At 51.1% G+C, this 24,830-nt stretch carries 28 protein-coding genes; 9 read left to right on the top strand and 19 right to left on the bottom strand.

Annotated features, from left to right (window positions below):
* Window positions 1-37: 37 nt before the first annotated feature.
* From ACTHS8_RS05525 to ACTHS8_RS05500, 6 genes are all read left to right on the top strand, one after another.
* On the top strand, window positions 38-1,216 hold the full coding sequence (locus tag ACTHS8_RS05525; protein WP_150537002.1) for a polysaccharide biosynthesis/export family protein: 1,179 nt from the start codon (window positions 38-40) through the stop codon (window positions 1,214-1,216).
* Window positions 1,217-1,227: 11 nt separating this feature from the next.
* On the top strand, window positions 1,228-2,397 hold the full coding sequence (locus tag ACTHS8_RS05520; RefSeq protein ID WP_440373194.1) for a capsule biosynthesis protein: 1,170 nt from the start codon (window positions 1,228-1,230) through the stop codon (window positions 2,395-2,397).
* On the top strand, window positions 2,397-3,194 hold the full coding sequence (locus ACTHS8_RS05515) for an ABC transporter permease (RefSeq protein ID WP_070590183.1): 798 nt from the start codon (window positions 2,397-2,399) through the stop codon (window positions 3,192-3,194). Before ACTHS8_RS05520 ends, ACTHS8_RS05515 begins: the two co-directional genes overlap by 1 nt.
* On the top strand, window positions 3,191-3,841 hold the full coding sequence (locus ACTHS8_RS05510) for an ABC transporter ATP-binding protein (protein ID WP_003747991.1): 651 nt from the start codon (window positions 3,191-3,193) through the stop codon (window positions 3,839-3,841). The genes ACTHS8_RS05515 and ACTHS8_RS05510 overlap by 4 nt, the downstream gene beginning before the upstream one ends.
* 63 nt (window positions 3,842-3,904) lie before the next feature.
* Window positions 3,905-6,178, top strand: coding sequence for a Tex family protein (locus ACTHS8_RS05505; protein ID WP_440373193.1), 2,274 nt, complete (start codon window positions 3,905-3,907; stop codon window positions 6,176-6,178).
* A gap of 200 nt (window positions 6,179-6,378) precedes the next feature.
* Window positions 6,379-6,720 (top strand): hypothetical protein, encoded by a 342-nt coding sequence (locus tag ACTHS8_RS05500; RefSeq protein WP_003683849.1) that lies wholly within the window; start codon window positions 6,379-6,381, stop codon window positions 6,718-6,720.
* A 57-nt stretch (window positions 6,721-6,777) separates the two neighbouring features.
* Here ACTHS8_RS05500 and ACTHS8_RS05495 read toward each other — a convergent pair whose 3' ends face one another.
* On the bottom strand, window positions 6,778-7,668 hold the full coding sequence (locus ACTHS8_RS05495; RefSeq protein WP_440373192.1) for a LysR family transcriptional regulator: 891 nt from the start codon (window positions 7,666-7,668) through the stop codon (window positions 6,778-6,780).
* A gap of 128 nt (window positions 7,669-7,796) precedes the next feature.
* On the opposite strand from ACTHS8_RS05495, the gene ACTHS8_RS05490 reads away from it, so the two are divergent.
* A complete protein-coding gene (locus ACTHS8_RS05490; RefSeq protein ID WP_440373191.1) occupies window positions 7,797-8,192 on the top strand; it encodes a DoxX family protein in 396 nt (131 codons plus the stop codon).
* 15 nt (window positions 8,193-8,207) lie between these two features.
* On the top strand, window positions 8,208-8,813 hold the full coding sequence (locus tag ACTHS8_RS05485) for a nitroreductase family protein (protein WP_295708629.1): 606 nt from the start codon (window positions 8,208-8,210) through the stop codon (window positions 8,811-8,813).
* Window positions 8,814-8,923: 110 nt separating this feature from the next.
* On the opposite strand, the gene cysS is transcribed toward ACTHS8_RS05485, so the two are convergent.
* From cysS to rpmE, 15 genes are all read right to left on the bottom strand, one after another.
* Window positions 8,924-10,552, bottom strand: coding sequence for a cysteine--tRNA ligase (gene cysS, locus ACTHS8_RS05480; protein ID WP_295708625.1), 1,629 nt, complete (start codon window positions 10,550-10,552; stop codon window positions 8,924-8,926).
* A gap of 23 nt (window positions 10,553-10,575) precedes the next feature.
* A complete protein-coding gene (locus ACTHS8_RS05475) occupies window positions 10,576-11,355 on the bottom strand; it encodes an HNH endonuclease (protein ID WP_295708623.1) in 780 nt (259 codons plus the stop codon).
* Window positions 11,356-11,422: 67 nt separating this feature from the next.
* Entirely contained in the window at window positions 11,423-12,577 is a 1,155-nt protein-coding gene (gene obgE / locus ACTHS8_RS05470) for a GTPase ObgE (protein ID WP_295708620.1), read from the bottom strand.
* 143 nt (window positions 12,578-12,720) lie between these two features.
* Window positions 12,721-13,209, bottom strand: a complete 489-nt coding sequence (locus ACTHS8_RS05465; protein WP_295708618.1) for a peroxiredoxin family protein — start codon at window positions 13,207-13,209, stop codon at window positions 12,721-12,723.
* Window positions 13,206-13,589, bottom strand: coding sequence for an acyl-CoA thioesterase (locus ACTHS8_RS05460; protein WP_003681810.1), 384 nt, complete (start codon window positions 13,587-13,589; stop codon window positions 13,206-13,208). The genes ACTHS8_RS05465 and ACTHS8_RS05460 overlap by 4 nt, the downstream gene beginning before the upstream one ends.
* A complete protein-coding gene (locus tag ACTHS8_RS05455) occupies window positions 13,589-13,951 on the bottom strand; it encodes a hypothetical protein (RefSeq protein ID WP_003681812.1) in 363 nt (120 codons plus the stop codon). The genes ACTHS8_RS05460 and ACTHS8_RS05455 overlap by 1 nt, the downstream gene beginning before the upstream one ends.
* A 114-nt stretch (window positions 13,952-14,065) precedes the next feature.
* Window positions 14,066-14,893 (bottom strand): MlaA family lipoprotein, encoded by an 828-nt coding sequence (locus tag ACTHS8_RS05450; RefSeq protein ID WP_371459547.1) that lies wholly within the window; start codon window positions 14,891-14,893, stop codon window positions 14,066-14,068.
* A complete protein-coding gene (locus ACTHS8_RS05445; protein WP_036493932.1) occupies window positions 14,890-15,168 on the bottom strand; it encodes an STAS domain-containing protein in 279 nt (92 codons plus the stop codon). Before ACTHS8_RS05445 ends, ACTHS8_RS05450 begins: the two co-directional genes overlap by 4 nt.
* Before the next feature lie 63 nt (window positions 15,169-15,231).
* Complete coding sequence (locus ACTHS8_RS05440; RefSeq protein ID WP_371459548.1) at window positions 15,232-15,822, bottom strand: MlaC/ttg2D family ABC transporter substrate-binding protein; 591 nt, start codon at window positions 15,820-15,822, stop codon at window positions 15,232-15,234.
* Between the two features lie 32 nt (window positions 15,823-15,854).
* Window positions 15,855-16,349, bottom strand: a complete 495-nt coding sequence (gene mlaD, locus ACTHS8_RS05435; RefSeq protein ID WP_003681819.1) for an outer membrane lipid asymmetry maintenance protein MlaD — start codon at window positions 16,347-16,349, stop codon at window positions 15,855-15,857.
* Window positions 16,350-16,398: 49 nt separating this feature from the next.
* Window positions 16,399-17,175, bottom strand: a complete 777-nt coding sequence (gene mlaE, locus ACTHS8_RS05430; protein WP_003683792.1) for a lipid asymmetry maintenance ABC transporter permease subunit MlaE — start codon at window positions 17,173-17,175, stop codon at window positions 16,399-16,401.
* A 64-nt stretch (window positions 17,176-17,239) separates the two neighbouring features.
* Window positions 17,240-18,040, bottom strand: coding sequence for an ABC transporter ATP-binding protein (locus ACTHS8_RS05425; protein ID WP_440373190.1), 801 nt, complete (start codon window positions 18,038-18,040; stop codon window positions 17,240-17,242).
* A 222-nt stretch (window positions 18,041-18,262) separates the two neighbouring features.
* Window positions 18,263-19,150, bottom strand: coding sequence for a hypothetical protein (locus tag ACTHS8_RS05420; RefSeq protein ID WP_440373189.1), 888 nt, complete (start codon window positions 19,148-19,150; stop codon window positions 18,263-18,265).
* Between the two features lie 138 nt (window positions 19,151-19,288).
* Window positions 19,289-20,947: an ArnT family glycosyltransferase gene (locus ACTHS8_RS05415; RefSeq protein WP_440373188.1), complete on the bottom strand. Its 1,659-nt coding sequence runs from the start codon at window positions 20,945-20,947 to the stop codon at window positions 19,289-19,291.
* A 236-nt stretch (window positions 20,948-21,183) separates the two neighbouring features.
* On the bottom strand, window positions 21,184-21,399 hold the full coding sequence (gene rpmE, locus ACTHS8_RS05410; protein ID WP_003681847.1) for a 50S ribosomal protein L31: 216 nt from the start codon (window positions 21,397-21,399) through the stop codon (window positions 21,184-21,186).
* A gap of 281 nt (window positions 21,400-21,680) precedes the next feature.
* Between rpmE and ACTHS8_RS05405 the strand changes: the two genes are divergently transcribed.
* Window positions 21,681-22,214 carry an acyltransferase gene (locus ACTHS8_RS05405; RefSeq protein ID WP_070591913.1) on the top strand — a complete coding sequence of 178 codons (534 nt, stop codon included), beginning with the start codon at window positions 21,681-21,683 and terminating at the stop codon, window positions 22,212-22,214.
* A gap of 61 nt (window positions 22,215-22,275) precedes the next feature.
* Here the strand turns inward: ACTHS8_RS05405 and ACTHS8_RS05400 are convergent, their stop codons facing one another.
* From ACTHS8_RS05400 to ACTHS8_RS05390, 3 genes are all read right to left on the bottom strand, one after another.
* Entirely contained in the window at window positions 22,276-22,731 is a 456-nt protein-coding gene (locus ACTHS8_RS05400) for a four-helix bundle copper-binding protein (protein ID WP_440373187.1), read from the bottom strand.
* 150 nt (window positions 22,732-22,881) lie between these two features.
* Window positions 22,882-24,099: an MFS transporter gene (locus ACTHS8_RS05395; RefSeq protein WP_440373186.1), complete on the bottom strand. Its 1,218-nt coding sequence runs from the start codon at window positions 24,097-24,099 to the stop codon at window positions 22,882-22,884.
* Window positions 24,100-24,400: 301 nt separating this feature from the next.
* Window positions 24,401-24,829 carry a hypothetical protein gene (locus ACTHS8_RS05390; RefSeq protein WP_049332858.1) on the bottom strand — a complete coding sequence of 143 codons (429 nt, stop codon included), beginning with the start codon at window positions 24,827-24,829 and terminating at the stop codon, window positions 24,401-24,403.
* Between the last annotated feature and the right edge of the window lies 1 nt (window position 24,830).

Raw genomic sequence — 24,830 nt, 5'->3', positions numbered from 1 at the left:
GGCTGCGCGTAATTAAAAGTATAGTGAGATTTAATCAATGTTGAAAGCAGAATGTCTTACCCGCAGGGGCATGTTATTGTTGTGTGTCAGTCTGTTGGCTGCATGCTCTTCTCTTCCTACTTCCGGCCCAAGTACACGAAATGTTGTTGCTTTGGGGCAACAGCCGGCTACAGCCGAAGTGCCGGAGGTGGAATTGATTGATGTGAATGGTGCGGTAGCTCAGTCGCTATATCAAGCGCAAGTTAATCAGTCATTTGCTCAGTTGGGCGATGGTACATCATCAATAGGGGCTATTAATATAGGTGATGTGCTGGACATTACGATTTGGGAAGCTCCTCCGGCTGTATTGTTCGGTGGGGCTTTGTCGTCTACCGGTTCGGGTAATGCGCAGCAAACGAAGCTGCCCGAACAGATGGTCAGCTCTTCAGGTACGATTTCTGTGCCGTTTATCGGCGATGTGTCTGTCCTCGGTAAAACACCGGTTCAGGTGCAAAATATTATTAAAGGCCGTCTGAAAAAAATGGCGAACCAGCCGCAGGTAATGGTGCGCATGGTGCAAAATAATGCGGCGAATGTATCGGTTATCCGTGCGGGTAACAGTGTACGTATGCCTTTGACGGCTGCAGGCGAGCGCGTGTTGGATGCGGTGGCTGCCGTGGGCGGTTCGACTGCGAATGTACAGGATACGAACGTACAGCTGACACGCGGTAATGTTGTCAGAACGATTGCATTAGAAGATTTGGTGGCGCATCCGCGTCAAAATATTTTGTTGCGCCGTGGTGATGTAGTCACAATGATTACTAATCCGAGCACGTTTACGTCTATGGGTGCGGTCGGTCATACGCAGCAGATTGGTTTCTCTGTGAAGGGCTTGTCTTTGGCTGAGGCTGTGGGACGTATGGGCGGCTTGCAGGATTATAGTGCAGATGCGCGCGGTGTATTTGTATTCCGTTATGCGCCTTTATCCGAGCTGCCTCCTGAGAAACAATCTAAATGGGTTGAAAAGGGTTATGGCGATCGTGCAGAGATTCCTGTGGTCTACCGTTTGAACCTGGCAGATGCGAATTCTATGTTTTGGATGCAGCGTTTCCCTGTGAAGGATAAGGACGTGGTGTACGTATCGAATGCGCCGATGGCTGAAGTACGCAAGTTCTTGTCATTTGTGTTCTCGCCTGTGGTTAGCGGTGCGAACAGTATTAATAATTTAGTGAACTAATGGGGAAAATAATGTCTGAGCAAGTTTCTGCAAATGTGGATGTGAAACCGGAACAACCGGCTCCCGAAAAGAAAAAGGCCAAAAATTCTTGGTTGCGTAAGATTAATCCGTTGCTTTGGGTAACGGTTATCGTGCCGACTTTGTGTTCCGGTGTGTATTACGGAATATTTGCTTCCGATCAGTTCACATCCCAGTCCAGCTTTGTGGTGCGTTCTCCTAAGAGCCAATCGTCTTTGAACGGCTTGGGTGCCATTTTGCAGGGGTCTGGTTTCTCTCGTGCGCAAGACGATATTTATACCGTGCAGGAATATATGCAGTCGCGTTCAGCTTTGGACGCGTTGCGTAAGAAAATGCCCGTTCGTGATTTTTATGAAAAAGAAGGCGACATCTTCAGCCGTTTTAATGGTTTTGGCCTGCGTGGCGAGGATGAAGCGTTTTATCAATACTACCGCGATAAGGTATCCATCCATTTTGACTCTGTCTCAGGCATTTCCAATTTGAGCGTTACATCGTTCAATGCCGGTGAATCTCAAAAGATCAATGATGCTTTGCTCAAACAGGGTGAGGTATTGATCAACCAGCTGAACGAGCGTGCGCGTCAGGATACGATTCGTTATGCTCAGGAAGTGGTTAATTCGGCCGAAGAGAAAGTTAAAGAAGCTTCTGCCCAATTGACAAAATTCCGTGTGTCCAACGGTATTTTTGACTTGAAGGCGCAATCCGATGTGCAAATGGGTTTGGTATCCAAATTGCAGGACGAGTTGATTGTCATTCAAACCCAGCTTGACCAGGTAAAAGCCGTTACGCCTGAAAACCCGCAAATTCCAGGTTTGATTGCGCGCGAGAAAAGCTTGCGTAAAGAAATCTCGCAACAAATGAAAGCGATTTCTGGCGGAGGTGAGGGTTCGTTGTCCAATCAGGCGGCGGAATATCAACGCGTGTATTTGGAAAATGAATTGGCTGAGAAACAATTGGCTGCGGCGATGACTTCTTTGGAAAGTGCAAAAGCGGAAGCAGATCGTCAGCAATTGTATCTGGAAGTGATTTCCCAGCCGAACAAACCTGACTTGGCACATGAGCCAAACCGTTTGTACAACATCGTGGCAACGTTTGTCATCGGTTTGATTGTCTATGGCATTGCCGTGTTGCTGACGGCAAGTATCCGTGAGCATAAAAACTGATGAAAGAGCTACATAAAACATCGTTTTTGGAGTCGCTGCTTATCCAAAAAAGGGTAATCGGCGCACTCTTAATGCGTGAAATTATTACTCGCTACGGTCGTAATAACATTGGTTTTTTGTGGTTGTTTGTCGAACCTTTGCTGCTGACTTTGGTTATGGTGTTGATGTGGAAATTTTTCCGCATGCACAACGTGTCAGCCTTGAATATCGTGGCATTCACGCTGACAGGCTATCCGATGATGATGATGTGGCGTAATGCTTCTAATCGTGCTATCGGTTCGATTTCTGCCAATACAAGCCTGCTGTATCACCGAAATGTACGCGTTTTAGATACCATTTTTGCGCGTATGTTGTTGGAGATTGCCGGTGCCACCATTGCGCAGGTCGTGATTATGTTCGCATTGGTCGTCATCGGTTGGATTGATGTACCGGCAGATATTTTCTATATGTTGTTGGCTTGGCTTTTAATGGCTATGTTTGCCGTTGGATTGGGGCTGGTCATTTGTTCGGTGGCGTTTCACTTTGAGCCGTTTGGTAAGGTTTGGAGTACCATCAGTTTTGTGATGATGCCTTTATCCGGCGTGTTTTTCTTCGTACACAACCTGCCTCAGCAGTTACAACACTATGTGCTGATGATTCCGATGGTGCATGGTACAGAAATGTTCCGTGCCGGATATTTTGGTAACAGCGTCACGACTTACGAAAATCCTTGGTATATTTTGTTGTGTAATTTAGTTTTGCTGCTGCTTGGTTTGGCGATGGTGGCGAGATTCAGCAAAGGGGTTGAGCCGCAATGATTTCAGTTGAACACGTTTCCAAACGCTATCTGACCCGCCAAGGTTGGCGGACAGTCTTGCACGATATCAACTTCAAAATGGAGAAGGGCGAGAAAATCGGTATTCTCGGCCGTAATGGTGCAGGTAAATCGACGCTCATCCGTTTGATTAGCGGCGTTGAGCCGCCAACCACGGGCGAAATCAAGCGGACGATGAGTATTTCTTGGCCTTTGGCATTCTCCGGTGCGTTTCAAGGCAGTCTGACCGGTATGGACAATTTGCGTTTCATCTGCCGGATTTACAACGTCGATATTGATTATGTGAAAAACTTTACCGAAGAGTTTTCCGAGCTGGGTCAATATCTTTATGAGCCGGTTAAGCGTTATTCTTCGGGTATGAAGGCGCGTTTGGCATTTGCTTTGTCGTTGGCGGTAGAATTTGACTGCTATCTGATTGACGAAGTGATTGCGGTTGGCGACTCGCGCTTTGCCGATAAATGTAAGTACGAGTTGTTTGAAAAGCGCAAAGACCGTTCCATCATTTTGGTGTCGCACAGCCACAGCGCCATGAAGCAATATTGTGATAATGCGATGGTGCTGGAAAAAGGACATATGTACCAGTTTGAAGACATGGACAAAGCCTACGAATATTATAATTCGCTACCTTAAAGCGATTGTTTTTAAATCAGGCCGTCTGAAATTTCAGACGGCCTGTCCGTTGGAATTCTATTGATGAACATTACTCAAATCCTCTCCCAAGAACTTTCGGCTACCGCCGCCCAAATCACCGCCGCTATCGAGCTTTTGGACGACGGCGCGACCGTGCCGTTTATCGCCCGCTACCGCAAGGAAGCCACGGGCGGGCTGGACGACACGCAGTTGCGCCAGCTTGCCGAGCGGCTGCAATACCTGCGCGAGTTGGAAGAGCGCAAAGCCGTTGTTTTAAAAAGCATTGAAGAGCAAGGCAAGCTTTCAGACGACCTCAGGGCGCAAATCGAAGCCGCCGACAACAAAACCGCGCTGGAAGACCTGTATCTGCCCTACAAGCCCAAACGCCGCACCAAAGCGCAAATCGCGCGCGAACACGGGTTGCAACCGCTGGCGGACGCGCTGCTTGCCGAGCAGCCGCAGGACGTGGAAGCCACCGCGCAGGGCTACCTGAACGAAAACGTCCCCGACACCAAAACCGCGTTGGACGGCGCGCGCGCGATTCTAATGGAGCAGTTTGCCGAAGACGCGGAACTCATCGGCACGCTGCGCGACAAGTTGTGGAACGAAGCCGAAATCCACGCGCAAGTCGTTGAAGGCAAAGAAACCGAAGGCGAAAAATTCAGTGATTATTTCGACCATCGCGAACCTATTCGCACCATGCCCAGCCACCGTGCGCTGGCGGTATTGCGCGGCCGCAACGAAGGCATTTTGAACATCGCACTCAAATACCAGCCCGACGACACGCCGATTACGCAGCAAAGCGAATACGAGCAACTCATTGCCCGTCGTTTCAAGGTTTCAGACGGCCACAAATGGCTGCGCGACACCGTGCGCCTGACTTGGCGCGCGAAAATCTTTTTGTCGCTGGAACTCGAAGCCCTAGGCCGTCTGAAAGAAGCCGCCGACACCGACGCGATTACCGTGTTCGCCCGTAATCTCAAAGACTTGTTGCTTGCTGCGCCTGCCGGACGGCTGACGACTTTGGGCCTAGACCCCGGCTACCGTAACGGCGTGAAATGCGCCGTGGTGGACGACACGGGCAAGCTGCTGGATACCGTTATTGTCTATTTGCATCAAGAAAACAATATGTTGGCAACACTGTCGCGCCTGATTAAGCAGCACGGCGTGAAGCTCATCGCCATCGGCAACGGCACCGCCAGCCGCGAAACCGACAAAATCGCGGGCGAACTGGTGCGCGGAATGCCGGAAATGGGGCTGCACAAAATCGTCGTTTCTGAAGCAGGTGCGTCGATTTATTCCGCGTCCGAACTGGCGGCGCGCGAGTTCCCCGACTTGGACGTTTCCCTGCGCGGCGCGGTGTCCATCGCCCGCAGGCTGCAAGATCCGCTCGCCGAGCTGGTGAAAATCGACCCCAAATCCATCGGCGTGGGCCAGTATCAGCACGACGTGAACCAAAGCCAGCTCGCCAAATCGCTGGACGCGGTGGTCGAAGACTGCGTGAACGCCGTCGGCGTGGACGTAAACACCGCCTCTGCCCCACTCTTGGCACGGATTTCCGGTTTGAATCAAACCCTTGCCCAAAACATCGTCGCCTACCGCGATGAAAACGGCGCGTTCGACAGCCGCAAAAAATTGCTGAAAGTGCCGCGTTTGGGCGAAAAAACCTTCGAGCAGGCGGCGGGCTTTTTGCGGATTAACGGCGGCAAAGAGCCGCTGGACGCAAGCGCCGTCCACCCCGAAGCCTATCCCGTCGTCGCTAAAATGCTGGCGCAACAAGGCATTACCGCCGCCGAACTCATCGGCAACCGCGAGCGCGTGAAGCAAATCAAAGCGTCCGACTTCATCGACGAACGCTTCGGCCTGCCGACCATTCTGGACATCCTGTCCGAGCTGGAAAAACCCGGCCGTGACCCGCGCGGCGAGTTTCAGACGGCCTCATTCGCCGAAGGCATCCACGAAATCAGCGACTTGCAAGTCGGCATGATACTCGAAGGCGTGGTCTCCAACGTCGCCAACTTCGGCGCATTCGTGGACATCGGCGTCCATCAGGACGGCCTAGTGCACATCTCCGCCCTGTCCAACAAGTTCGTCCAAGACCCGCGCGAAGTGGTGAAAGCCGGAGACGTGGTGAAAGTGAAAGTGCTGGAAGTCGACGCCGCACGTAAACGCATCGCGCTGACTATGCGACTGGATGACGAACCAGGCGGCGCAGCCAAAGGCAACAGGCCGTCTGAAACCCGACATCAGGAACGCCGCGACCGCAAACCCCAACGCAGCGAGCGCGCCCCAACCAATTCTGCAATGGCGGATGCGTTTGCGAAGTTGAAGCGTTAAGGTAGAAAACCAATTGAAGGCCGTCTGAAAAGTGATGTTCAGACGGCCTTTATCGTATGGGGCGAATTAGATAATTGGTGGAATGGATATAGTGCTGCGCCCGTTGAATGTTACCGATACATTTTGTAGTAGGTACATACAAATAAGCGTATAGTTCCAAATATCACAAACCCATCATCACAACCTTAGGAGTTCAAACCATGAAACCTGTTTTGTTTGCCGCGCTGATTTCCTGTTTCTCCGTTGCTGCATATGCGGCCTGTACCGACAGCCAGCAGCAGTGCGTGATTTATAAAAACGGCAACGTCGCGACAGAAGGCGGCTGTACGGTCAGCAAATGCCAAAGTGCCGATGCGCAAGTGTTGAAATGGAAGTTGAAAAACGGCAAAGGCGTAACCGTGGAAATCGGAAAAAACGGTAAGGTTTTGGTGAACAAGAAACCGGGTGCGAAAGCGAACAACAGCAATGCGTCAGGCATGGGTTTGACATGCTATGCCGCCGATGCGGACAAACGCGAACAGTTCTGCTCGACCAATTATTGATTGGATTGTTGTTTTGATTAAAGGCCGTCTGAAAAGTGTTTCAGACGGCCTTGATGTTTATCCTTCCGATATTTTTTCATTGAGAAAGTCGATAAAGCTGCGCACTTTCGCGCTGAGAAATGCCCTGTCGACATAGGTGGCGTTCAGTTGGTTTGTCCGGATGGTGTAATCGGGCAGGAGTTGGATCAATGTGCCGTCCTTCAATTCCTGCTGGACTGCCCAAAGGGGCTGATAGCCTATGCCTGCGCCTGCTTTAATCAGCTCGCGGATCATCAGCGTGTTGTCGCTGCGGATAACCGGGGAGAGATGGAGAATGGCTTTTTCTGCGGTAGCGCGGTGGGTAATTTCCCAGTCTTGTTGACTGGTATAGGAAGGCAGAATGGCTTGATGCTGCATGACGGCTTCGGGCGTATCGGGTGTGCCGTGCCGGGCGAGGTAGTCGGGTGCGGCAAGCAGGACGAATTCGATTTTGGCCAGCGGTTTGACGATCAGCGAAGGAGAGGGGGTTTTGGAAACACGCAAGGCGAGGTCGAAGCCTTCGGCGATGAGGTCGATATGGCGGTTGTCGAGGACGAGGTCGAGCGTGACGTTGGGATAACGCTGGCGGTATTCGGCCAACCATGCGCTCATATTGCCGCCTGCAAACCACAGGGGCATGGTAACGCGCAACATACCTTGCGGCGTATCAGCACCGCCTGCCGCTTTTTGGGCGGCAGTGTCCAAGGTATCCAGTGCGTAGCTGCATTGACGGTAGTATTCTTCGCCTGCTTCGGTCAGATGGAGGTTGCGGCTGTTGCGGTGTAAGAGCTTGGCTTGAATGGTGTTTTCCAGATGGCTGACGTGTTTGCTGGCCATGGCGGTGGAGATGTCGAGCTGATCGGCGGCACGGGTAAAACTGCCGCTTTGAACAACTTGGCGGAAAACTTTTAGGCTGAATAGGGTATCCATGATTTCTTATTAGGAAACGTTGTATCAATAATTCGAGTATATATCTCTTACTGGGAATTATCTATACTGCACTTATTGAAATTGCTCCCTACCTCCTTCAGGTAGCCATTAAAATAAGGATTATTAAGATGTCAGCCCTCAAATCATTCCAACCTGTTGTATTGTCTGTCTTGCGTATTGTTGCGGCGTATTTGTTTTTGCTGCATGGTACGGCCAAGTTTTTCAGTTTTCCGATGTCCATGGGCGGCGCGCCTGAAGGCTTGATGCTGGTGGCCGGTATTTTGGAAATTGTCGGCGGTATCTTATTGATATTGGGTCTGTTTACCCGTCCGGCCGCGTTTGTTTTGTCCGGTCAGATGGCAGCCGCCTACTTTATGGCACACGCGTCTTCTAGTAATGTTTTGTTCCCATTGGCCAACCATGGCGAATCTGCCGTTTTGTTCTGTTTCGTGTTCCTGTATCTGGCAGTAGCCGGTGGCGGAGCGTGGGCATTGGATAACGTTTTTGGTAAAGATAAAGATTAATTTAAGGAAAAGATCATGACTTATTCTGTTTTGCAACAAGCTGCTGAAACCCGTCGTTCTATCTATGCATTGAACAACACTCTGCCTCTGTCCAATGAGGAAGTAACCAAAATCATCGAACACGCCGTTTTGCATACGCCGTCTGCTTTCAATTCGCAATCTGCCCGAGTGGTCGTATTGTTTGGCGAAGAACATGCCAAAGTGTGGCATTTTGTCGAAGAAGCGTTGCGTGCGGTTGTTCCTGCCGAGCAGTTTGAAGCCACTGCACAAAAACTGAACTTGTTTAAAGCAGGCGCGGCGACGGTTTTGTTCTTTGAAGATCAAGATGTTGTCAAAGGCTTGCAAGAGCAGTTCCCATCTTATGTGGCCAACTTCCCGATCTGGGCGGATCAGGCAAATGCCATGGTTCAATATGCTGTTTGGACAACATTGGCGGCTGCCGGTACCGGCGCCAATCTGCAACACTACAATCCGTTGCCTGATGCGGCCATTGCCAAAGAATGGAACCTGCCGGAAAGCTGGTTGTTGCGTGCGCAAATGGTGATTGGCGGTATCGCGGCTCCTGCCGGTGAAAAAAACTTCCAACCAATCGAAGGCCGTCTGAAAGTATTCGGCGCATAAATGAAATGATGTTTTACATAAAGGGCGCGATGTTTGCGCCCTTTTGGAAATAGCAAAATAAAAGGCCGTCTGAAAACAGTTTCAGACGGCCTTTTATCTATGCCATGAAATCAACCGCGGCGCCAAGTCGTACCGCCGGCATTGTCTTCCAGAATGATTTTGTGTTCGTTCAGAAGGTCGCGGATGCGGTCGGATTCCGCCCAGTTTTTATCCGCGCGTGCCTGTTTGCGTCGGGCGATTAAGTCCTCGATTTCTTCGTTGGAGAGAGATTTACGGATAAAATAACCACTTTGAAAATGATGCTCAATTTCTTCTGATGGTCGCCAATTTGTGTTGCCAGTAGAGCTATCTTCTAGAAAGATACCATATTCATTCAGAAGAAAGTTACGAATACGGTCGGATTCCGCTTGGTTGTTTTGTGCGCAAGCCAAGTCATATTGCTTAACTAAGTCATCAATTTCTTTTTTGGAAAGACCTTCTAAAACTGCACCGCCTTGCAGAAACTTAATTGGATCGCGTTGCAGCAGGCCGATGATGCCGCCCAAGGCTTTCAGGCAGCCGGCGAGGTGCGCATCATTGGTTTTGTTCACTTCGCCTGCCAGCTCAAACAACACGGCAACCGCTTCGACCGTACCGAAATCGTCGTTCATGGCGGCGTAGAAACGGCGGGTGTAGTCGTTGGCGTTTTCAGATAAGTCAAACTCAGCCGCTGGTGTGTTTTTCAACGTGGTGTACAGACGGGTCAGCGCACCTTTTGCGTCGTCCAAATGCGCGTCGGAGTAGTTCAACGGGCTGCGGTAGTGGGCGCGCAGGATGAAGAAGCGCACGACTTCGGGGTCGTATTGTTTCAACACTTCGCGGATGGTGAAGAAGTTGCCCAGCGATTTGGACATTTTTTCGCCGTCCACACGGATAAAGCCGTTGTGCAGCCAGTATTTGACGTGGCTGGCGATACTTTGACCGTGGTGGGTTTGAGCGTGGTCGTGGCCGCAGGTATGGCCTGTCGCGCCGACACTTTGAGCAATTTCGTTTTCGTGGTGCGGGAATTGCAAATCCGCGCCGCCGCCGTGGATGTCGAAAGTGTCGCCGAACAGGTTTTCACTCATGGCGGAGCATTCGATATGCCAGCCCGGACGTCCGTTGCCCCACGGGCTTTCCCATGCCGGTTCGCCTGCTTTGGCGGCTTTCCACAACACAAAATCAAGCGGATCGCGTTTGAAACCGTCCACTTCCACACGTTCGCCTGCGCGCAGGTCGTCCAACGATTTACCCGACAATTGTCCGTAAGCGGCAAACTCGCGCACGGCGTAGTAAACGTCGCCGTTTGAGGCAGGGTATGCCTTGCCGTTTTGAATCAGGGTTTCAATCATCGCAATCATTTGCGGGATGTTTTCCGTCGCCTTCGGCTCGATGTCGGGACGCAACACGCCCAAAGCATCGGCATCTTCATGCATAGCCTGAATGAAACGCGCGGTCAGTTCGCCGATGGTTTCGCCGTTTTCAGCCGCACGGGCAATGATTTTGTCGTCAATGTCGGTGATGTTGCGCACATAAGTAAGCGGATAACCGCACTCGCGCAGCCAGCGGGCAATCATGTCGAACACGACCATCACGCGGGCATGGCCTAAGTGGCAATAGTCGTAAACGGTCATGCCGCAAACGTACATACGCACGTTTTTAGGGTCGATGGGGGCGAAAGGTTCTTTTTGGCGGGTAAGGGTGTTGTAGATGGTGGTCATGGGATTCGCTTAAAGTTTATGATTCAATGATTTTTTTGCTGCTCAATAAAAAGTTTGAGTTGTTCTATAGTTTGTGGCGGATTGGTTTTATGTAACATAGCATGGCAATTGGGGCATACTGGGCGTAAGTCTTTAATTGCGTTCAGCTCATAACTTTTACCTTTGCTTGAAATAGGTATTAAATGATGAACATGAATGAAATTTTTTCCAAATTCACCATAAAATTTCTCAAAGTTAAAATTACAAACTGAACAAGTGTAGCCATATTTTTCTACACATTTTTTTCGAGCATCATTGTTTCGTTCATATTTATTGACCCATACTTGGGTGACTTGACCCTCTAAAAATTTATCCTCATCAATTTTGATTTCTTCTTCATTAGGAAATCCGTTATAAGAAGATAAATTAGAGGATATATCAGGAAAATTGATTTTCCAGTATGTCCGTTTTCTATTTTCTGGAGAAATACCCATTTTTTTACAAAGTTTCAAATATTCCTTTTCTGCAATTTTATTTTCTGTATTTTTGACTCCTAATAACCTACTGATTTGTTTCGTTGTCTCTGAACCGTTTTTATTTATCGCATCCCGATGATTATTTATAATGCAATTTTTATATCCCACAAAGCGACTTGGGCAAAAAATATAGTTACTACCATAAGAGGCAAAGACGAGATTTTGGCCTTTTCTCAAACGTTCCTTAAAATAAATTTTCTCACTCTCATCTTCACTATATTGATAAAGAGCAAAACGAATCAAGTTTTCAATAATTTCTTCTTTTGAAGAGACTAATTTAAGTTTCATAATGATGTTTTCCTTTTGTAAAACTTGATAGGTTAAATTTTAGATGCCGAGGGCCGTCTGAAATTTCTTACTCCGGCTTAAACACGCCAGTATCCGTTTTAGGCTGCTGCTCAGCAATCTCGGTATTTGCCGCTGCCTGTTCCGCTTCGGCTTTCTCCGCTTCAATGCGTTTTTTCTCGGTCAGGTATTGGTTGATTTGGTGTACCAATTCCTGCGTGCCTTGGTGGGTCAGTGCGCTGATTTGGAAGAGGCGCGGGGTTTCCATGTCGAATTGGAAGCGGTCGTCTGGTTTGGGGTAATCCCAGCCGATGGCTTCGAGGAAGGCGGCAGTGCGCGTTTGGGCTTCTTCTTCGTCGAGCATGTCGAGTTTGTTCAGCACGAGCCAGCGCGGTTTGCCGTAGAGTTCTTCGTCGTATTTGCGCAATTCGTTGATGATGGCGAGGGCTTCTTCGGCGGGGTTGACGGTTTCGTCGAAGGGCGCTAAATCGACGACGTGCAGCAGCAGGCCGGTGCGCGATAAGTGTTTGAGGAAACGGTGGCCGAGGCCTGCGCCTTCTGCCGCGCCTTCAATCAGGCCGGGGATGTCAGCCATGACGAAGCTGTGGTTTTCGTCGATGCGCACGACGCCTAAATTCGGGTGTAGTGTGGTGAAGGGGTAGTTGGCGATTTTGGGACGTGCGGCGGATACGGCGGTAATCAGGGTGGATTTACCGGCATTGGGCATACCTAACAAGCCGACATCGGCGAGGACTTTGAGCTCAAGTTGCAGGGAACGGGTTTCGCCTTCTTCGCCGGGCGTGGATTGTTTTGGCGCGCGGTTGACGGAGGATTTGAAGTGGATGTTACCCAAGCCGCCTTTACCGCCTTTGGCGAGGCAGACGCGCTGTCCGTGATAAGTCAGGTCGGCGACGATTTCGTCAGTGTCGAGGTCGCGGATAAGGGTGCCGACGGGCATTTTGAGGACGATGTCGTCCGCACCTGCGCCGTAGCGGTCGGAACCGTGGCCTTTTTCGCCATTTTTGGCTTGGTAGCGTTTGACGAAGCGGTATTCGACGAGGGTGTTGGTGTTTTCATCGGCTTCTGCCCAAACGCTGCCTCCTTTGCCGCCGTCGCCGCCGTCAGGGCCGCCGCGGGGTACGAATTTTTCGCGGCGGAAACTGGTTGCGCCATTACCGCCTTTGCCTGCGGCGACTTCGATTTTTGCTTCGTCGATAAATTTCATGATGTTCTCTTATGGGTATTCGGTTGTTTCAGACGGCCTTTGTTAATAGAGGAGCTTGGTGTCTGAACGGATAAAATGTTGCTTATTATAAAGGATATTTCGGTTTTAGGCCGTCTGAAATGTGGTTTCAGACGGCCTTGGATTTATTGGGCGAGGGCTTGGTCGATTTCTTGGTAGAGTTGGGTGAAATTGGGTTCGCCAACGTAGGTTTTGAGGATGTTGCCGTTTTTGTCGATCAGGACGGAAGTCGGGTAAACCTGTGTGCCAAAGGCTTTTGCGGCAGTTTTGTCTGCATCGTACATGACGGTGAAAGGAAGCCCGTATTCTTTGACGTACTGATGGACGCTTTCAATGGGGTCGATGGGTTGGGCAATGCCGAGGACTTGGAAGTTTTTGCCTTGATAGTCTTGAGCGGTTTTGATGATTTTAGGCATCTCGCTCACGCAGCCGGGGCAGGAGGGAAACCAGAAGTTAATGAGGGTAACTTTGTCTTTTAAATCGGTGTTGGTAATGGTTTTGCCTTGCAGGTCGGGCAGGGCGAACTCAGGGGCGGCTTTGTTGCTGGGGATAAGGACGAAGGCAAGAAGCGCGCCAATTGTGGCAATGACAAGGAGTGTGAGTATTTTTTTCATGATTCGAGGTTTTGAATGGCGTGTGCTAAGGTTTGGGGAACGCTGATGCTGCGGCCGCTTTCGCTGCTGACGGGCATAAGGGTCACTTCGGCTTCGATGGCGGCTTTGCCGTTGGGTAGGGTCGCGGTTTGGCTGAGGATGATGTGGCGTGTGCCGATGTCTTTCAGACGGCCTGTGAAGGTTAAAACATCGCCTTCAAGCGACGGGCGGCGGTAGCGGATATCGACGCGTGCAACAACGAGCATGATGCCTTTGAGTTCGGACAGAAGGTCATGCTCTTGGAAAAACGTCCAGCGCGCTTCTTCGAGAAATTCAAGATAGCGCGCATTGTTGACGTGGCCGTAGCCGTCGAGGTGGTAGTTGCGGACGGTCAGTTTCATCAGTTGAGATTGATGGGTTGGAACTCTTCGCGTGCGATGGGTTCGTGTTCGAGGTCGGTAATCACGGTGGAGAGTTGGATGTCGAACCATTCGTTGAAAATGTCGGCGTCCAAATCCGGCCATTCGCTTTCGTCTTCGCACCAGTCGGCCAATTCGGCAGCAAAAATGTCTTCAAAACGCGCTTCGATTTCGTCCCATACTTCGTCGGCAGTTTCGCACGGGCGAACGAGGTAGGAATTGGCATCGGCTTGGATATCTTCAAGCGTCAGGCCGTCCAGGTGATTGCCGGGCAGGGATTTCAGCCAGTTCCAAAAAGGATCGAGGGGGATAAGCAGGAAGACGCTGCGGTTGACTTCGTACATGGTGTTTTCCTTGGTTTCTGTATAGTTGAATGATATAGCAAAGGTGGTGGACTGGCTATCTTTTGGGGGATAAAGGCCGTCTGAATTTCAGACGGCCTTTATTTTTGGGAATAATCAGGGGTTTTCTGATGGTGTTTGATACAGGGTTTGGGGATTGGCTGTATCGGGGATTTCTGCCGGAGCGGATTGTGGTACTGCTACCGGTTCGGAAGTGGTGTTGCTGTCCACCAAGTCATCGATGTCGATATTGTCGTCTTCGCTTTGAGGGAGCGTGCCGCCGGTTTGTTGGGTGCGGACTTTCATGTAAAGGTCGCGTGTGTAGCTGTATTTGTCGATGGCTGCGCCTTCGAGGCTGTCGGTCAGGTCGAGCAGTTCTTCACGGGTGTTGATGGCCTGCAGGCCGATTGTGCCCCAGCGTCCTGCTCTGGTGTGGAAGACGGCGTTTTTAACTGGGTAGACGGTGGTAACGGCGTTGCCAATGGTATCGCGTACGGTAGATGGGCCGAACAGGGGGACAACGAAGTAGTTGCTGTTTTTCCAGCCCCATGAGGCGAAGGTGTCGCCGAGGGTGTTTTTATTGCTGGGTACGCCGCCTGCACCGGCTACGTCGATTAAACCGCCAAGGCCGAAGGTGGTGTTGATGCCGACGCGGACGAGGTCTTCGCTGGCGCGTTTGACGTCAAGGCGCAGAACATTGCTGCCGAAGCTGACGACATCGCGCAGGTTGTTGAAGAAGTTGATCACGCCGGTACGCACTGGTTTGGGCGTTACTTTGCGATAACCGCGTGCGACAGGGGAAAGGACGTATTTGTCTGCTTTGTCGTTGAACTTGGAAACGGTACGGTTGTAGCCTTCATAAGGGTCGGCCGGATTGCGTTCGGCCAGTGCGGGCGCGGAGGCAAGGCTGATGAGAAGGCAGAGGGAAGCGGTGGTTTTTTTCATGATTGCAACCAGTCTTTGATTTCGTAAAGTTCGGCCAGTGCGCGGACGGAATCGGGAATATTTTGAATGGTCGGTTTTTTGTCTGTCCGGCGCAGAGCGTTGAGCAGCAGGGAAACGCAGGCTGAATCTGCTTTGCCTACTTGGCTGAAGTCTATGCTGTCTGTTTCTTTCAGACGGCATTGTTGTTCGTAGCGCGCAAAGGCGGAGGCAGTCAGGGTTTTGACGGTAACGTCGCCGCTGATGTAGAGCGTGCCGTTGCGGATTTCTGTTTGCATGGTGTCTTTATGATGTAAGGCACCATGCCGTCTGAACATCAGGCGGCATGGTGTGTGGGTGGATTATTTACCGCCGTTTTTGGCTTTCAAGTCGGCAATCAGGCCATCGATGCCTTTGGCCTTGATGGTTTCGCCAAATTGGTTGCGGTATACGGTAACCAAGCTTGCGCCTTCGACTGCGACATTGTATGCGCGGTATTTGCTGCCGCTTTGGTAGGTGGTGAAGTCCATGTTGACCGGTTTTTGGCCGGAAACGTTGATTTCGGCGCGGACAACGATTTCTTTACCGCCTTTGTTTACGACCGGGTTGTCTTTGATGTTGACCTTGGCGTTTTTGAATTTCAGCATGGTGCCGGAGTAGGTGCGGATCAGCAGGGTTTGGAACTCTTTGGTCAACGCTTGTTTTTGTGCGTCAGTCGCAGTACGCCATGGGTTGCCGACGGCCAAAGCGGTCATGCGTTGGAAGTCGAAGTAAGGGATGGCGTAGGCTTCGGCTTTTTGGCGTGCGGTGTTGGCATCGTCGCTGTTGAGGATTTTCAGCACTTGAACGGAGTTTTCACGGATTTGGTTGACTGCGTCGGCAGGAGAGGCAAATGCCATGCTGATGCTCAATACGCCGATGCTCAATGCGCTGATGAAGGAAGTTTTTTTCATGGGAGTGTCCTGAATATTGGGTTGATATGTGTTTATTGTTCGTTTTGACCAGCAGATTCACTGTCTGCGTTTTTTTCGGCAAAGCTGGTCATGAATTTGCCGATAAGGTTTTCCAAAACCATGGCGGAGCTGGTGACGGTAATGGTGTCGCCTGCCGCCAAAGAATCAGTATCGCCGCCTTGTTGCAGGCCGATGTATTGTTCGCCCAACAGGCCTGAAGTCAGGATTTGTGCGGAAACGTCGCTGCTGAACTGATATTGGCTGTCCAGATTAAGGGCGACTTTTGCCTGATAGGATTTAGGGTCGAGCTGAATGGAGGCAACGCGGCCCACCAGTACGCCTGCGGATTTGACCGGCGCGTTGGTTTTCAAGCCGCCGATGTCGCTGAAATCGGCATAGACGGTGTAGGTTTGTGATGATTTGCCGAACGATTGTCCGCCGGCGGCACGGAAGGCGAGAAAGCCGATAGCGGCTGCGCCCAGTAAGACAAACAGTCCTACCCAAAATTCCAAAGCATTTTTTTTCATGTGCTATTGTCCTTGTTTCATTCTTTTTAAGTGTCGTTTCAGATGGCCTTTAGTCGGTAAACATCCACGCGGTCAACATAAAGTCGACGGCAAGGATGGTCAGGGCGGAAGACACTACTGTGCGTGTACTGGCGCGCAAAATACCTTCGGAAGTCGGTACGCAGTGGAAGCCCTGATGTACGGCGATCAGCGTAACGGCTACACCGAAAGCGGCGGATTTGATTAAGCCGTTGAGTACGTCGTAATGGAAGGTAATGTTGTTTTGCATTTGCGACCAGAAAATACCGCCGTCCAAACCCAGCCATTCGACGCCGACCAAATACGCGCCGTAAATACCGGCAACGTTGAAAATCGAAGCCAGCAAAGGCATGGAAAACACGCCCGCCCAAAAGCGCGGCGCAACCACGCGTGCCACAGGGTCGACCGCCATCACGTTCATTGCTTCAAGCTGCTCGGTGGTTTTCATCAAGCCGATTTCGCTGGTCATGGCACCGCCCGCGCTGCTGGCAAACAGGATGGCCGCCAATACGGGACCTAATTCGCGCAACAGGGAAGCGGCAACCATATAGCCCAAAATATCGGCGGATTTGAATTTTGCCAGCTGCGTATAGCCTTGCAAGCCCAATACCATACCGACAAACAGGCCGGACACGGCAACAATCAGGACAGACAACACGCCTGCAAAGTAAACCTGGCGGATGCTCAGGCGCGGGCGGGCAAACGCCGTACCTGATTTGGCCAGGATCTGCAGGAAAAACAGCGTAATGCTGCCCAGCGATTGGATGAAGCCGAGGGTTTTTGCCCCGACGGAACGGATAAAATTCATAGGTTTCAGTTGATTGGTTAAATGGTTTTCAGACGGCCTTGTTTAAGTTTCAGGCCGTCTGAAATTAGCCCAGCAAGTCTTGTTTTAAAGTCGTTTGCGCCGGATAGCGGTATGCGACAGGACCGTCTGCCAAACCGCCGACAAACTGGCGTACCCAAGGCGAGTCGAGTTCGCGCATTTCTTTGGGCGAGCCGGAGAACATGATTTCGCCGTGTGCCAAGAAAATCACTTGATCGACGATTTCCAGCGATTTTTCGATGTCGTGCGTTACCATCACGCTGGTTGAGCGCAGGGCTTTGTTGGCACGGCTGATGAGGTGGGCGATGACGCCCAGCGAAATCGGGTCGAGGCCGGTGAAAGGTTCGTCATACAACATGATTTCAGGGTCGAGCGCAATCGTACGCGCGAGGGCGACGCGGCGCGACATACCGCCGGAAAGCTCGGAAGGCATCAGGTTTTCAATGCCGCGCAAACCGACTGCATTCAGTTTCAACACCACCAAATCGCGGATGACCGCTTCGGGCAAATCCGTCAGCTCGCGCATAGGGAAGGCGATGTTGTCGAAGACGGATAAGTCGGTGAACAATGCGCCGTGTTGGAACAAAACGCCCATGCGGCGACGGTGTTCGTACAGCTCCTGCGCCGAAAATGCGGCCAAATCTCGCCCTTCAATCAGCACTTTGCCCGATTGCGGGTGAATTTGACCCGTAATCAGGCGCATCAGCGTGGTTTTACCGCTGCCCGAACCACCCATTACGGCGGCGAAATTGCCTTGTGGAATGCTGAAGTTGATGTTGTTCAGAATAGGACGGTCGCCATATGCGAAGGCAACGTCTTTCATTTCGATGAAGGGTATGGAACTCATGCAGGAGGGGAGTGTCGAAAAATGTATTTTAATTACGGGTATTGTAAAGGGTATTGGATATTCGGGCAATTTTCAGACGGCCTGCGCTTAGGAATAACGGGTAAAAACGTGTGAAAGAATGCAGAAGCGTTGGTGGCACGGTCGTTTTGCAGCGTGTTGTGTCAAACATACAGACAGCTGTGTAGGTATATAAAGAGGCGGGCAAACATACCCGCCTTGTTTTTAATATTTCTGCAAACCTTCCACCTTGATTTCTTTGGCATTGGCATGGATGAAGGCTTGAGTCGCTTTCATCGTGGCTTGGATGCGCGGATCGTTCCAGCGCACGATTTGGTTGTTTTCATCGCGCTTGTCCGACCAGATAATCACGCCGTCGGTGTATTTTTTGCTGATTTCGAGCATTTTGCGCCAGCGGACGGGGTCGATGAACTGTTTGAAATAAGGGCTGTTGGTGGCCGAATAATATTGCGGCCAGATGTAGCCGATGATTTTTTTGTTGGGAAAGCGTTGGTGGATGTCGTCAACGGCGGTTTTCACGTCTTTTTCCCATTGCACCAAATCGGGGGAAGTGATGTAGAACACAGGATTGGCATAGTCGCTGATGGCGGCGGTGGGCGCACGGCGTTTGCTGACTTGCCGCCATTTGGCCAAGATGGCTTCGTTGTCAACGTTGGGGCGGTAGTGGCGGATGCCGTGCAGGTGTTCGGAAGGCATGCCGTAGTTACTGATGAAGGCGCGCGGGTTTTCTTCTCTAAAGATTTGGTACATCCGCGCGAAGTCGGTTCTCAATTCGTCAGGTGTCAGCAGTTGGCCGTCTTTTTCGGCAAACCAGCTTTCGATGTCGGTAGAAATGGTGCGGTAGCCTTCGCGGCGCGATTGTTTGGCCAATTCGCGGATACGCGCTTCGTTGAGTACGCCGTGTTTGCGTTTGCCCGTCGGATCGGGTTTGACCAGCTCGCTTTCGTAAACCAAGAACACTTTGGAGAGTTTGTCGGCAGTAAGGTCGGGTTTGCCGACGTAGTCCATGCGGTCGTAGATGATGAAATCTTTGGCATGGGCGGAGAGGGTGGTCAATAAGAGGACGAGGGGCAAAAGGCGGTTGGGTTTCATATTTTTAGGCAGATAAGGGAAAAGGGCCATTGTACGGGAAGCGGTGTTAAAGTGAGTCAAAGGCCGTCTGAAAGGATAAAAGTTCTTTCAGACGGCTTTTGTTGGATTGGGGGTATTCAGTTTTGAGGCTGGTGTGATTTACTGCGCCGCAGTTTTTTCCAGCAATAGGAAAGTCTCGGCTTTGTTGCGCGGTCTTGCGCCTTGCCACAAGGTTTGCCAGCCCGAAGGTGCGCCGATGTTGGCGGCTTGGCGGATGAGGCGGTAGCGGCAGGACGGGTTGTCGGTCGTGGTTTTAATATGGCTGTATTGTGTCCATGCGATTCGTGTGCGCTGGTCTTGGCCGTCGATGCTGATACATTCGAGGCCGTCTGAAAGTTTCTGTTTCAATTCGGAAGAAAGTGCGGCTTCCATTTGGTGAACCACCGGCGCATGGCTTTTGGCGGCGTTGAGCCACGGTAAAAACAGGGTCATCAGCAAAGCCCAGGCCAAGGTAACGCCGGCTGCCCAGTTGGTTACGGCTTGGCGGCCGCGGATGTTTTTACGCGTAATCGCCCAGAGCCACAACGGGGTAAACAGCAGGGCAACGGCCATCGGAATCGGGTCGATGTCGGGGATGTAATACGGGCTGAAATAGGCGGCGCGTTCGGCCAGTTTGGCAGGCCAGCCGTAGTTCATGGCGAAGAAGCCCAGCCACAGGAATACGGCAATCAGACCGAATGCCATGATGCCGAACCAGTTGATAAATGCCGCTGCGCCGCGACGCAGGCCGTCCAATTGTGCCGCGCCGAGCAGGGCGAGCGGCGGCAACAGCCAAACGAGGTTGTCTTGCAGGCGTTGCGGGTTGATGGCGAGCAGGGCTGTCATGATAACCAGCCACGACAGGCTCAGAATGCCCCAGTTTTTATCGTGGATACGCGTGCGGCTGAGCGTCCATGCCGCCAGCGGCCAAGCAGGCAGGGTAAACCACAACAGGTTTTTCAGATAATAGGGCAGGTTGAAGGCCGTCTGAATCTGATGGAAGCCGCCGAATACGCCTAAGGAATAATGGTTGAACCAAATATCAAACCATTCGGGATTGGTTTTGGATAAAACCAGCGGATACAGAATCAGCAGGGGCAGGGAAACGACGATGGCGCCAATCAGAGTCAGCAGATAGCGTTTGCTTTGCCAAGTGGAATGGAACGACAGGGCAAGTGCCAAAAACATCATGGCCGCGGTCAGCAGGTAGCCTGAGGAGAGGGAGAGTAAAACCCAGCCGCCGCACAACAGTAAAATGGCAATAATGACGCGGCGGCGTGCCAGTGAAAAGCCGCACAGAATCAATCCAAACGCGGCAAAGGCGGCCGACATGGGATTGAGGAAGTGGGCGATGGGCAGCAAACCGATGCTGCCGATGAGGATCAAGACAACGCTGCGGCCGTGGTGTCTGCCGAGAAAGTTGAAGCCGGCAAAACCGCAGGCGGTCAGTCCGATGGCGGTAAATACCACGCCGGCAAAACGTGCGGCATCATAGGTATCGGCCGCCCAAGGCGAAAACAGGGTTTGGAATGCGGTTGCCGCCCACAAAAAAGCAGGGGAGAGGGTGAAATCGGGTTGTCCGAAGATTTGTGCAACCAGCAGGCTGCCGCCGTTTTTCATGGACTCGGAGGCGGTAAAGAGGGAGGGTTCGGCAGGGTTCCACAAGTCATGCGAGAACACGCCCGGCCACAGCCAGGCAAAGGCCATCAGCAGCAGTAGCCATGGTTTTTCATGGGTTTTTTGGGGGCGGCGCGGATCGGGCGGTGTGTAAGTCAGCATGGAAGGTCAAAAAAACGGTTGGTTTGAATAGCAATGGTACAGGGTTTGACGGGTTTGCGCGATATGCCGGACCGGAGAGCTTTGTAAAATAATGCTTACGGCTCGTTTTTATCGAATATTGGGAATGATATGGCATTCGGTTGATGACAAAAGGCTCAGGCCGTCTGAAAGAAATGTTTCAGACGGCCTGAATGCAAAAAAGACTGCACGAAGCAGTCTTTTTGACAAAGCGGCAATTAGCGTTTGAACAGGTTGCCGAATTTGTTGTTGAATTTGTCCACACGACCGGTAGTGTCGACGATTTTTTGAGTACCGGTGTAGAAAGGGTGGCACAGAGAGCAAACCTCAACGTTGAAGCTGTCTTTTTCCATTGCGGATTTGGTCACGAATTTGTTGCCGCAAGAGCAGGTAACGTTGATTTCGTGGTAGTTCGGGTGAATACCTTGTTTCATTTGATTTCCTTTCGATTAAGCGGGCACAGGGGTTTTGCCTGTACTTCAGTTAAGCGTGGAATTTTCGCTATTTTTGGCTGTTTCGTCAAGAGGATATTTTGTATGCAGGGCAGTTTCGCAACAGGCGAGAACAGTTTAGAATAGAGTTTCAAACCAAATGTTGTGTAATCGGGCTGTAATCTAACTGAAAAGAGGATGTAAAACCTCTTCTAGATGTGAAACTTTAAGAAGAATAATAGTCTGAATAATATTTACGCTTGTACGAACAGGAGACGGAATCAATGTGGAAAAGGATATTGACGTGCATTTTGCGTGTTTGGGGAGGAATGTTGCCTCCGTCTTATTGCAAACCATTCGGCCGGATTGCGCAAAAATTCCGTGCTGCTTTGGCTGCGTGCATTTCTCCAAACATTGGTAAAAACGTCAATATTGAAAAAGGCGGATACGTCTTTCCGGATACAGTAGTCGGCGATAATTCGGGCATCGGCGTAAATTGCGAAATCTGCCGCGGTTTGACCCTCGGCAAGAATGTGATGATGGGGCCGGAATGTCTGTTTTATTCGACCAACCACAAATTCAACCCTGAAACCCGCCGCTTTGAAGGTTATACAGACATCAGCCCGATTGTGATTGAAGATGATGTTTGGATTGGTCGACGTGCGATTATCATGGGCGGCGTTACCATCGGCAAGGGCGCGGTAATCGGCGCAGGTTCGGTGGTTACCAAAGATGTGCCGCCTTATTGCGTGGCTGCGGGCAATCCTGCGATTGTTCGGAAAAAACTGCTGGATGAGCAAGAGCTTGCAGCCGAATAGCGTAAACAAAATAGCAAAATAAAAGGCCGTCTGAAATTCAGACGGCCTTTTTTAATATTGATTAAGCGGCAATTTTTTCGCATTCTTTAATGCAAGCCAAGCAAGATTCGTAGCAGGCTTTGCATTCAGCGTGGTGGCCGGCGTGTTCTTTGCAGGCGGCAGCACATTGTTTGCAGGCTTCGATGCACACTTTTGCCAAAGACGGAGTCAGGCGTGAATTTTGGGCAGCGAGGTTTTGCAATGTGCCGCACAGTGCCAACATTTGGTTAACGCCGGTTGCGCAGTCTTTCATGGAAGTATCGCCGGAGCTCAACAGGGCGATGCAGTGTGCCAGACAGATTTGGCCGGCTTCAACGCAATGTGCGGCCACTTTGCGTGCAGCTTCGTAGGCGCGCGGTGCAGAATGTGCGTGACCAGCATGACTGGCGTGGCCTGCATGGTCGTGAGCACGGGCGAAAGAAGCGGCGGCGGTGAGGGAAACAGCAGCGGCGCTGCCGATAAATTGACGACGGTTCATAAGATAGAGTCCTTTTTGTTTTGTAGAAATATCGGACGAATCATTTCATCCATTATTAAAAGGTTACCATGTTATTCGTTTTTAAACAACAGGCCGTCTGAAGGTATCGATAGCACGTTCAGACGGCCTTGAAATGTCAAGGTTTCCGCGTCAGGTTGCAGCCGCTTTCCGTTCATGAATCAGTAAATTCAACAGGGCGGCCGCGCCTGCCAAGACCGCGTCGGCGTACCACATCCAGCCGTAATCGTTGAAGCGCGTTATGACGATGCCGCCGATGTACGAACCCAAAAAGCCGCCAATTTGGTGGCTCAACATGGTCAACCCGAAGAGGGTGGCCAAGTAGCGTGTGCCGAAAAGTTTGCCGGTAATGGCGGCGGTGGGGGCGACGGTTGCCAGCCAAGTGAAACCGAGTCCGGCGGCGAAAAGATAGAAGTTTAAATCGGTTTTAGGGGCGGCCAGATAAATCAATATCATGGCGACACGCGAAGCATATAAACCGAAGAGGACGTATTTGCCCAAAAATCTGCCGGTACACCAGCCTGAAAAAATACAGCCGGCGATGTTTGCCAAACCAATAATGGCAATGGAGGTCGAAGCGACCGTAGCGGGGAGGCCGCAAAGTGAAATTTCGGTCGGTAGGTGGGTAACCAAAAAGGCGATGTGAAAACCGCAGGTAAAGAAACCCAAATGCAGCAAGATATAGCTGCGGTTGGCGAAAGCCTTGCAGACGGCCTGCTTCAGGGTTTGGCCGCCGTTGTCGGTATGGACGGTGTGAGAAGCATGTTTGCCGCCGGCCAGCCACCAAGAAATCGGTAAAATCAAGATGGCAATGACTGCCCAAACATAAAATGTCCCCGCCCAGCCGACGTGGGGCAGGGCAATCAAACCTTGAACCAACGGCGCGAACAAAAATTGCCCTGCGGACCCGCCTGCATTGACCAGGCCGGAAGCCAAGCCGCGCCGATGAGGCGGCGTTTTGGCGGCGACCTGTCCCATAATGATGGAAAATCCGCCCGAACCCGTACCGAATGCCAACAATAAACCAATACTCAGTATCAGCCCCCAACAAGTCGGCATTTGCGGCACCATCAGACAGGCGGCAATCAACAGAACCGTACCGCCGGCTAAAACCTTAAACGCGCCGAAGCGGTCGGCCAACGCACCGGACAAGGGTTGCGATATACCCCACATCAATTGGAAAACGGCAATAATCAGGCTGAACTGGGTCATGCTCAATTCGGTCGAGTTGACGACGGGCAGGACAAAAAGCCCTAAAGTCATCCTCATGCCGATGGTAATCAGCAGGATGGAGGCGGCAGCGGCAATCAGCAGCCACAAATTGGGTAATTTTGCAGAAGAATCGGTCATGATGTTTGTGTGTAAGGGGGCAGGGAATAAAAGCTATTCCTGCCACTATATTATTTATTTGATTTCTCGGCGAGCCCGATATATAAACGCGCGATTCTAGCATTGGGCGAGAAACGGCATAAATAACCGTTGGTTCTTTAGATATGGTAAAAAGTGATATGGTTTGAGGATGAATTGAGGATGAAGCGGTCAAATATTCTTCGTTTGGTACTGACGGAGCAAGCAAATTGCCGTTGAATTTTCGTTTGAGAAGAAAGGCCGTCTGAAAAGTTTCAGACGGCCTTTGTTTGACTGACTTACATCAGATGATTTCCAGAATGAAATACTGACGCAGTTTTTCGTACACATTATTTTGTACGTTGATACAACCATTGGTTATGATGCGGTCGGCCACATGAGGAGAAGCGATGCGTTCCATGCGTCTTTCCTGCGGCTTGAGCGTCCATACCCTGTGTAACGCAAACAGAAAGTCATTTTCTTCTTTGAAGCCGATAACCTCGCCACCGTAACCCGGTTTGCTGGTCATCATCGGCGTCATATTGAATTTACCTTTCGGCGTGGTCTTGCCAATCAGTACCGGATGGCACTGACCGTCATCGGCAAAGCAAAGCTCCGCCTTAGCTGTATTGACCACAACTTTTTTGCGTTGGATATAGTCGCTGACCGCATCGGCAGCGGCCAAAGAATTCAGACCTGCTGCCAAGGCTATACCCAATAGGATCCGTTTCAAA

The sequence above is a fragment of the Neisseria sp. P0016.S008 genome, assembly GCF_051957775.1.
GTDB lineage: Bacteria > Pseudomonadota > Gammaproteobacteria > Burkholderiales > Neisseriaceae > Neisseria > Neisseria flavescens_B.
Note: the sequence above shows the minus strand (reverse complement) of the source record. Positions and strands in the feature narration are given on the sequence as shown.

Bases quoted from the DNA above. Each gene is read 5' to 3' on its own strand.
- ACTHS8_RS05520 (WP_440373194.1), top strand. From the start codon at position 1,228: ATGTCTGAGCAAGTTTCTGCAAATGTGGATGTGAAACCGGAACAACCG.
- ACTHS8_RS05505 (WP_440373193.1), top strand. From the start codon at position 3,905: ATGAACATTACTCAAATCCTCTCCCAAGAACTTTCGGCTACCGCCGCC.
- ACTHS8_RS05450 (WP_371459547.1), bottom strand. From the start codon at position 14,893: ATGAAAAAAACCACCGCTTCCCTCTGCCTTCTCATCAGCCTTGCCTCC.
- ACTHS8_RS05440 (WP_371459548.1), bottom strand. From the start codon at position 15,822: ATGAAAAAAACTTCCTTCATCAGCGCATTGAGCATCGGCGTATTGAGC.
- ACTHS8_RS05485 (WP_295708629.1), top strand. From the start codon at position 8,208: ATGACTTATTCTGTTTTGCAACAAGCTGCTGAAACCCGTCGTTCTATC.
- ACTHS8_RS05425 (WP_440373190.1), bottom strand. From the start codon at position 18,040: ATGAGTTCCATACCCTTCATCGAAATGAAAGACGTTGCCTTCGCATAT.
- ACTHS8_RS05400 (WP_440373187.1), bottom strand. From the start codon at position 22,731: ATGAACCGTCGTCAATTTATCGGCAGCGCCGCTGCTGTTTCCCTCACC.
- ACTHS8_RS05500 (WP_003683849.1), top strand. From the start codon at position 6,379: ATGAAACCTGTTTTGTTTGCCGCGCTGATTTCCTGTTTCTCCGTTGCT.
- ACTHS8_RS05465 (WP_295708618.1), bottom strand. From the start codon at position 13,209: ATGAAAAAAATACTCACACTCCTTGTCATTGCCACAATTGGCGCGCTT.
- ACTHS8_RS05460 (WP_003681810.1), bottom strand. From the start codon at position 13,589: ATGAAACTGACCGTCCGCAACTACCACCTCGACGGCTACGGCCACGTC.
- ACTHS8_RS05525 (WP_150537002.1), top strand. From the start codon at position 38: ATGTTGAAAGCAGAATGTCTTACCCGCAGGGGCATGTTATTGTTGTGT.
- rpmE (WP_003681847.1), bottom strand. From the start codon at position 21,399: ATGAAACAAGGTATTCACCCGAACTACCACGAAATCAACGTTACCTGC.
- obgE (WP_295708620.1), bottom strand. From the start codon at position 12,577: ATGAAATTTATCGACGAAGCAAAAATCGAAGTCGCCGCAGGCAAAGGC.
- ACTHS8_RS05405 (WP_070591913.1), top strand. From the start codon at position 21,681: ATGTGGAAAAGGATATTGACGTGCATTTTGCGTGTTTGGGGAGGAATG.
- ACTHS8_RS05490 (WP_440373191.1), top strand. From the start codon at position 7,797: ATGTCAGCCCTCAAATCATTCCAACCTGTTGTATTGTCTGTCTTGCGT.
- ACTHS8_RS05445 (WP_036493932.1), bottom strand. From the start codon at position 15,168: ATGCAAACAGAAATCCGCAACGGCACGCTCTACATCAGCGGCGACGTT.
- mlaD (WP_003681819.1), bottom strand. From the start codon at position 16,349: ATGAAAAAAAATGCTTTGGAATTTTGGGTAGGACTGTTTGTCTTACTG.
- ACTHS8_RS05420 (WP_440373189.1), bottom strand. From the start codon at position 19,150: ATGAAACCCAACCGCCTTTTGCCCCTCGTCCTCTTATTGACCACCCTC.
- ACTHS8_RS05510 (WP_003747991.1), top strand. From the start codon at position 3,191: ATGATTTCAGTTGAACACGTTTCCAAACGCTATCTGACCCGCCAAGGT.
- ACTHS8_RS05395 (WP_440373186.1), bottom strand. From the start codon at position 24,099: ATGACCGATTCTTCTGCAAAATTACCCAATTTGTGGCTGCTGATTGCC.
- cysS (WP_295708625.1), bottom strand. From the start codon at position 10,552: ATGACCACCATCTACAACACCCTTACCCGCCAAAAAGAACCTTTCGCC.
- ACTHS8_RS05415 (WP_440373188.1), bottom strand. From the start codon at position 20,947: ATGCTGACTTACACACCGCCCGATCCGCGCCGCCCCCAAAAAACCCAT.
- ACTHS8_RS05455 (WP_003681812.1), bottom strand. From the start codon at position 13,951: ATGTACGAAGTCAACCGCAGCGTCTTCCTGCTTATCCCCCTCGATCCT.
- mlaE (WP_003683792.1), bottom strand. From the start codon at position 17,175: ATGAATTTTATCCGTTCCGTCGGGGCAAAAACCCTCGGCTTCATCCAA.
- ACTHS8_RS05475 (WP_295708623.1), bottom strand. From the start codon at position 11,355: ATGAAACTTAAATTAGTCTCTTCAAAAGAAGAAATTATTGAAAACTTG.
- ACTHS8_RS05515 (WP_070590183.1), top strand. From the start codon at position 2,397: ATGAAAGAGCTACATAAAACATCGTTTTTGGAGTCGCTGCTTATCCAA.
- ACTHS8_RS05495 (WP_440373192.1), bottom strand. From the start codon at position 7,668: ATGGATACCCTATTCAGCCTAAAAGTTTTCCGCCAAGTTGTTCAAAGC.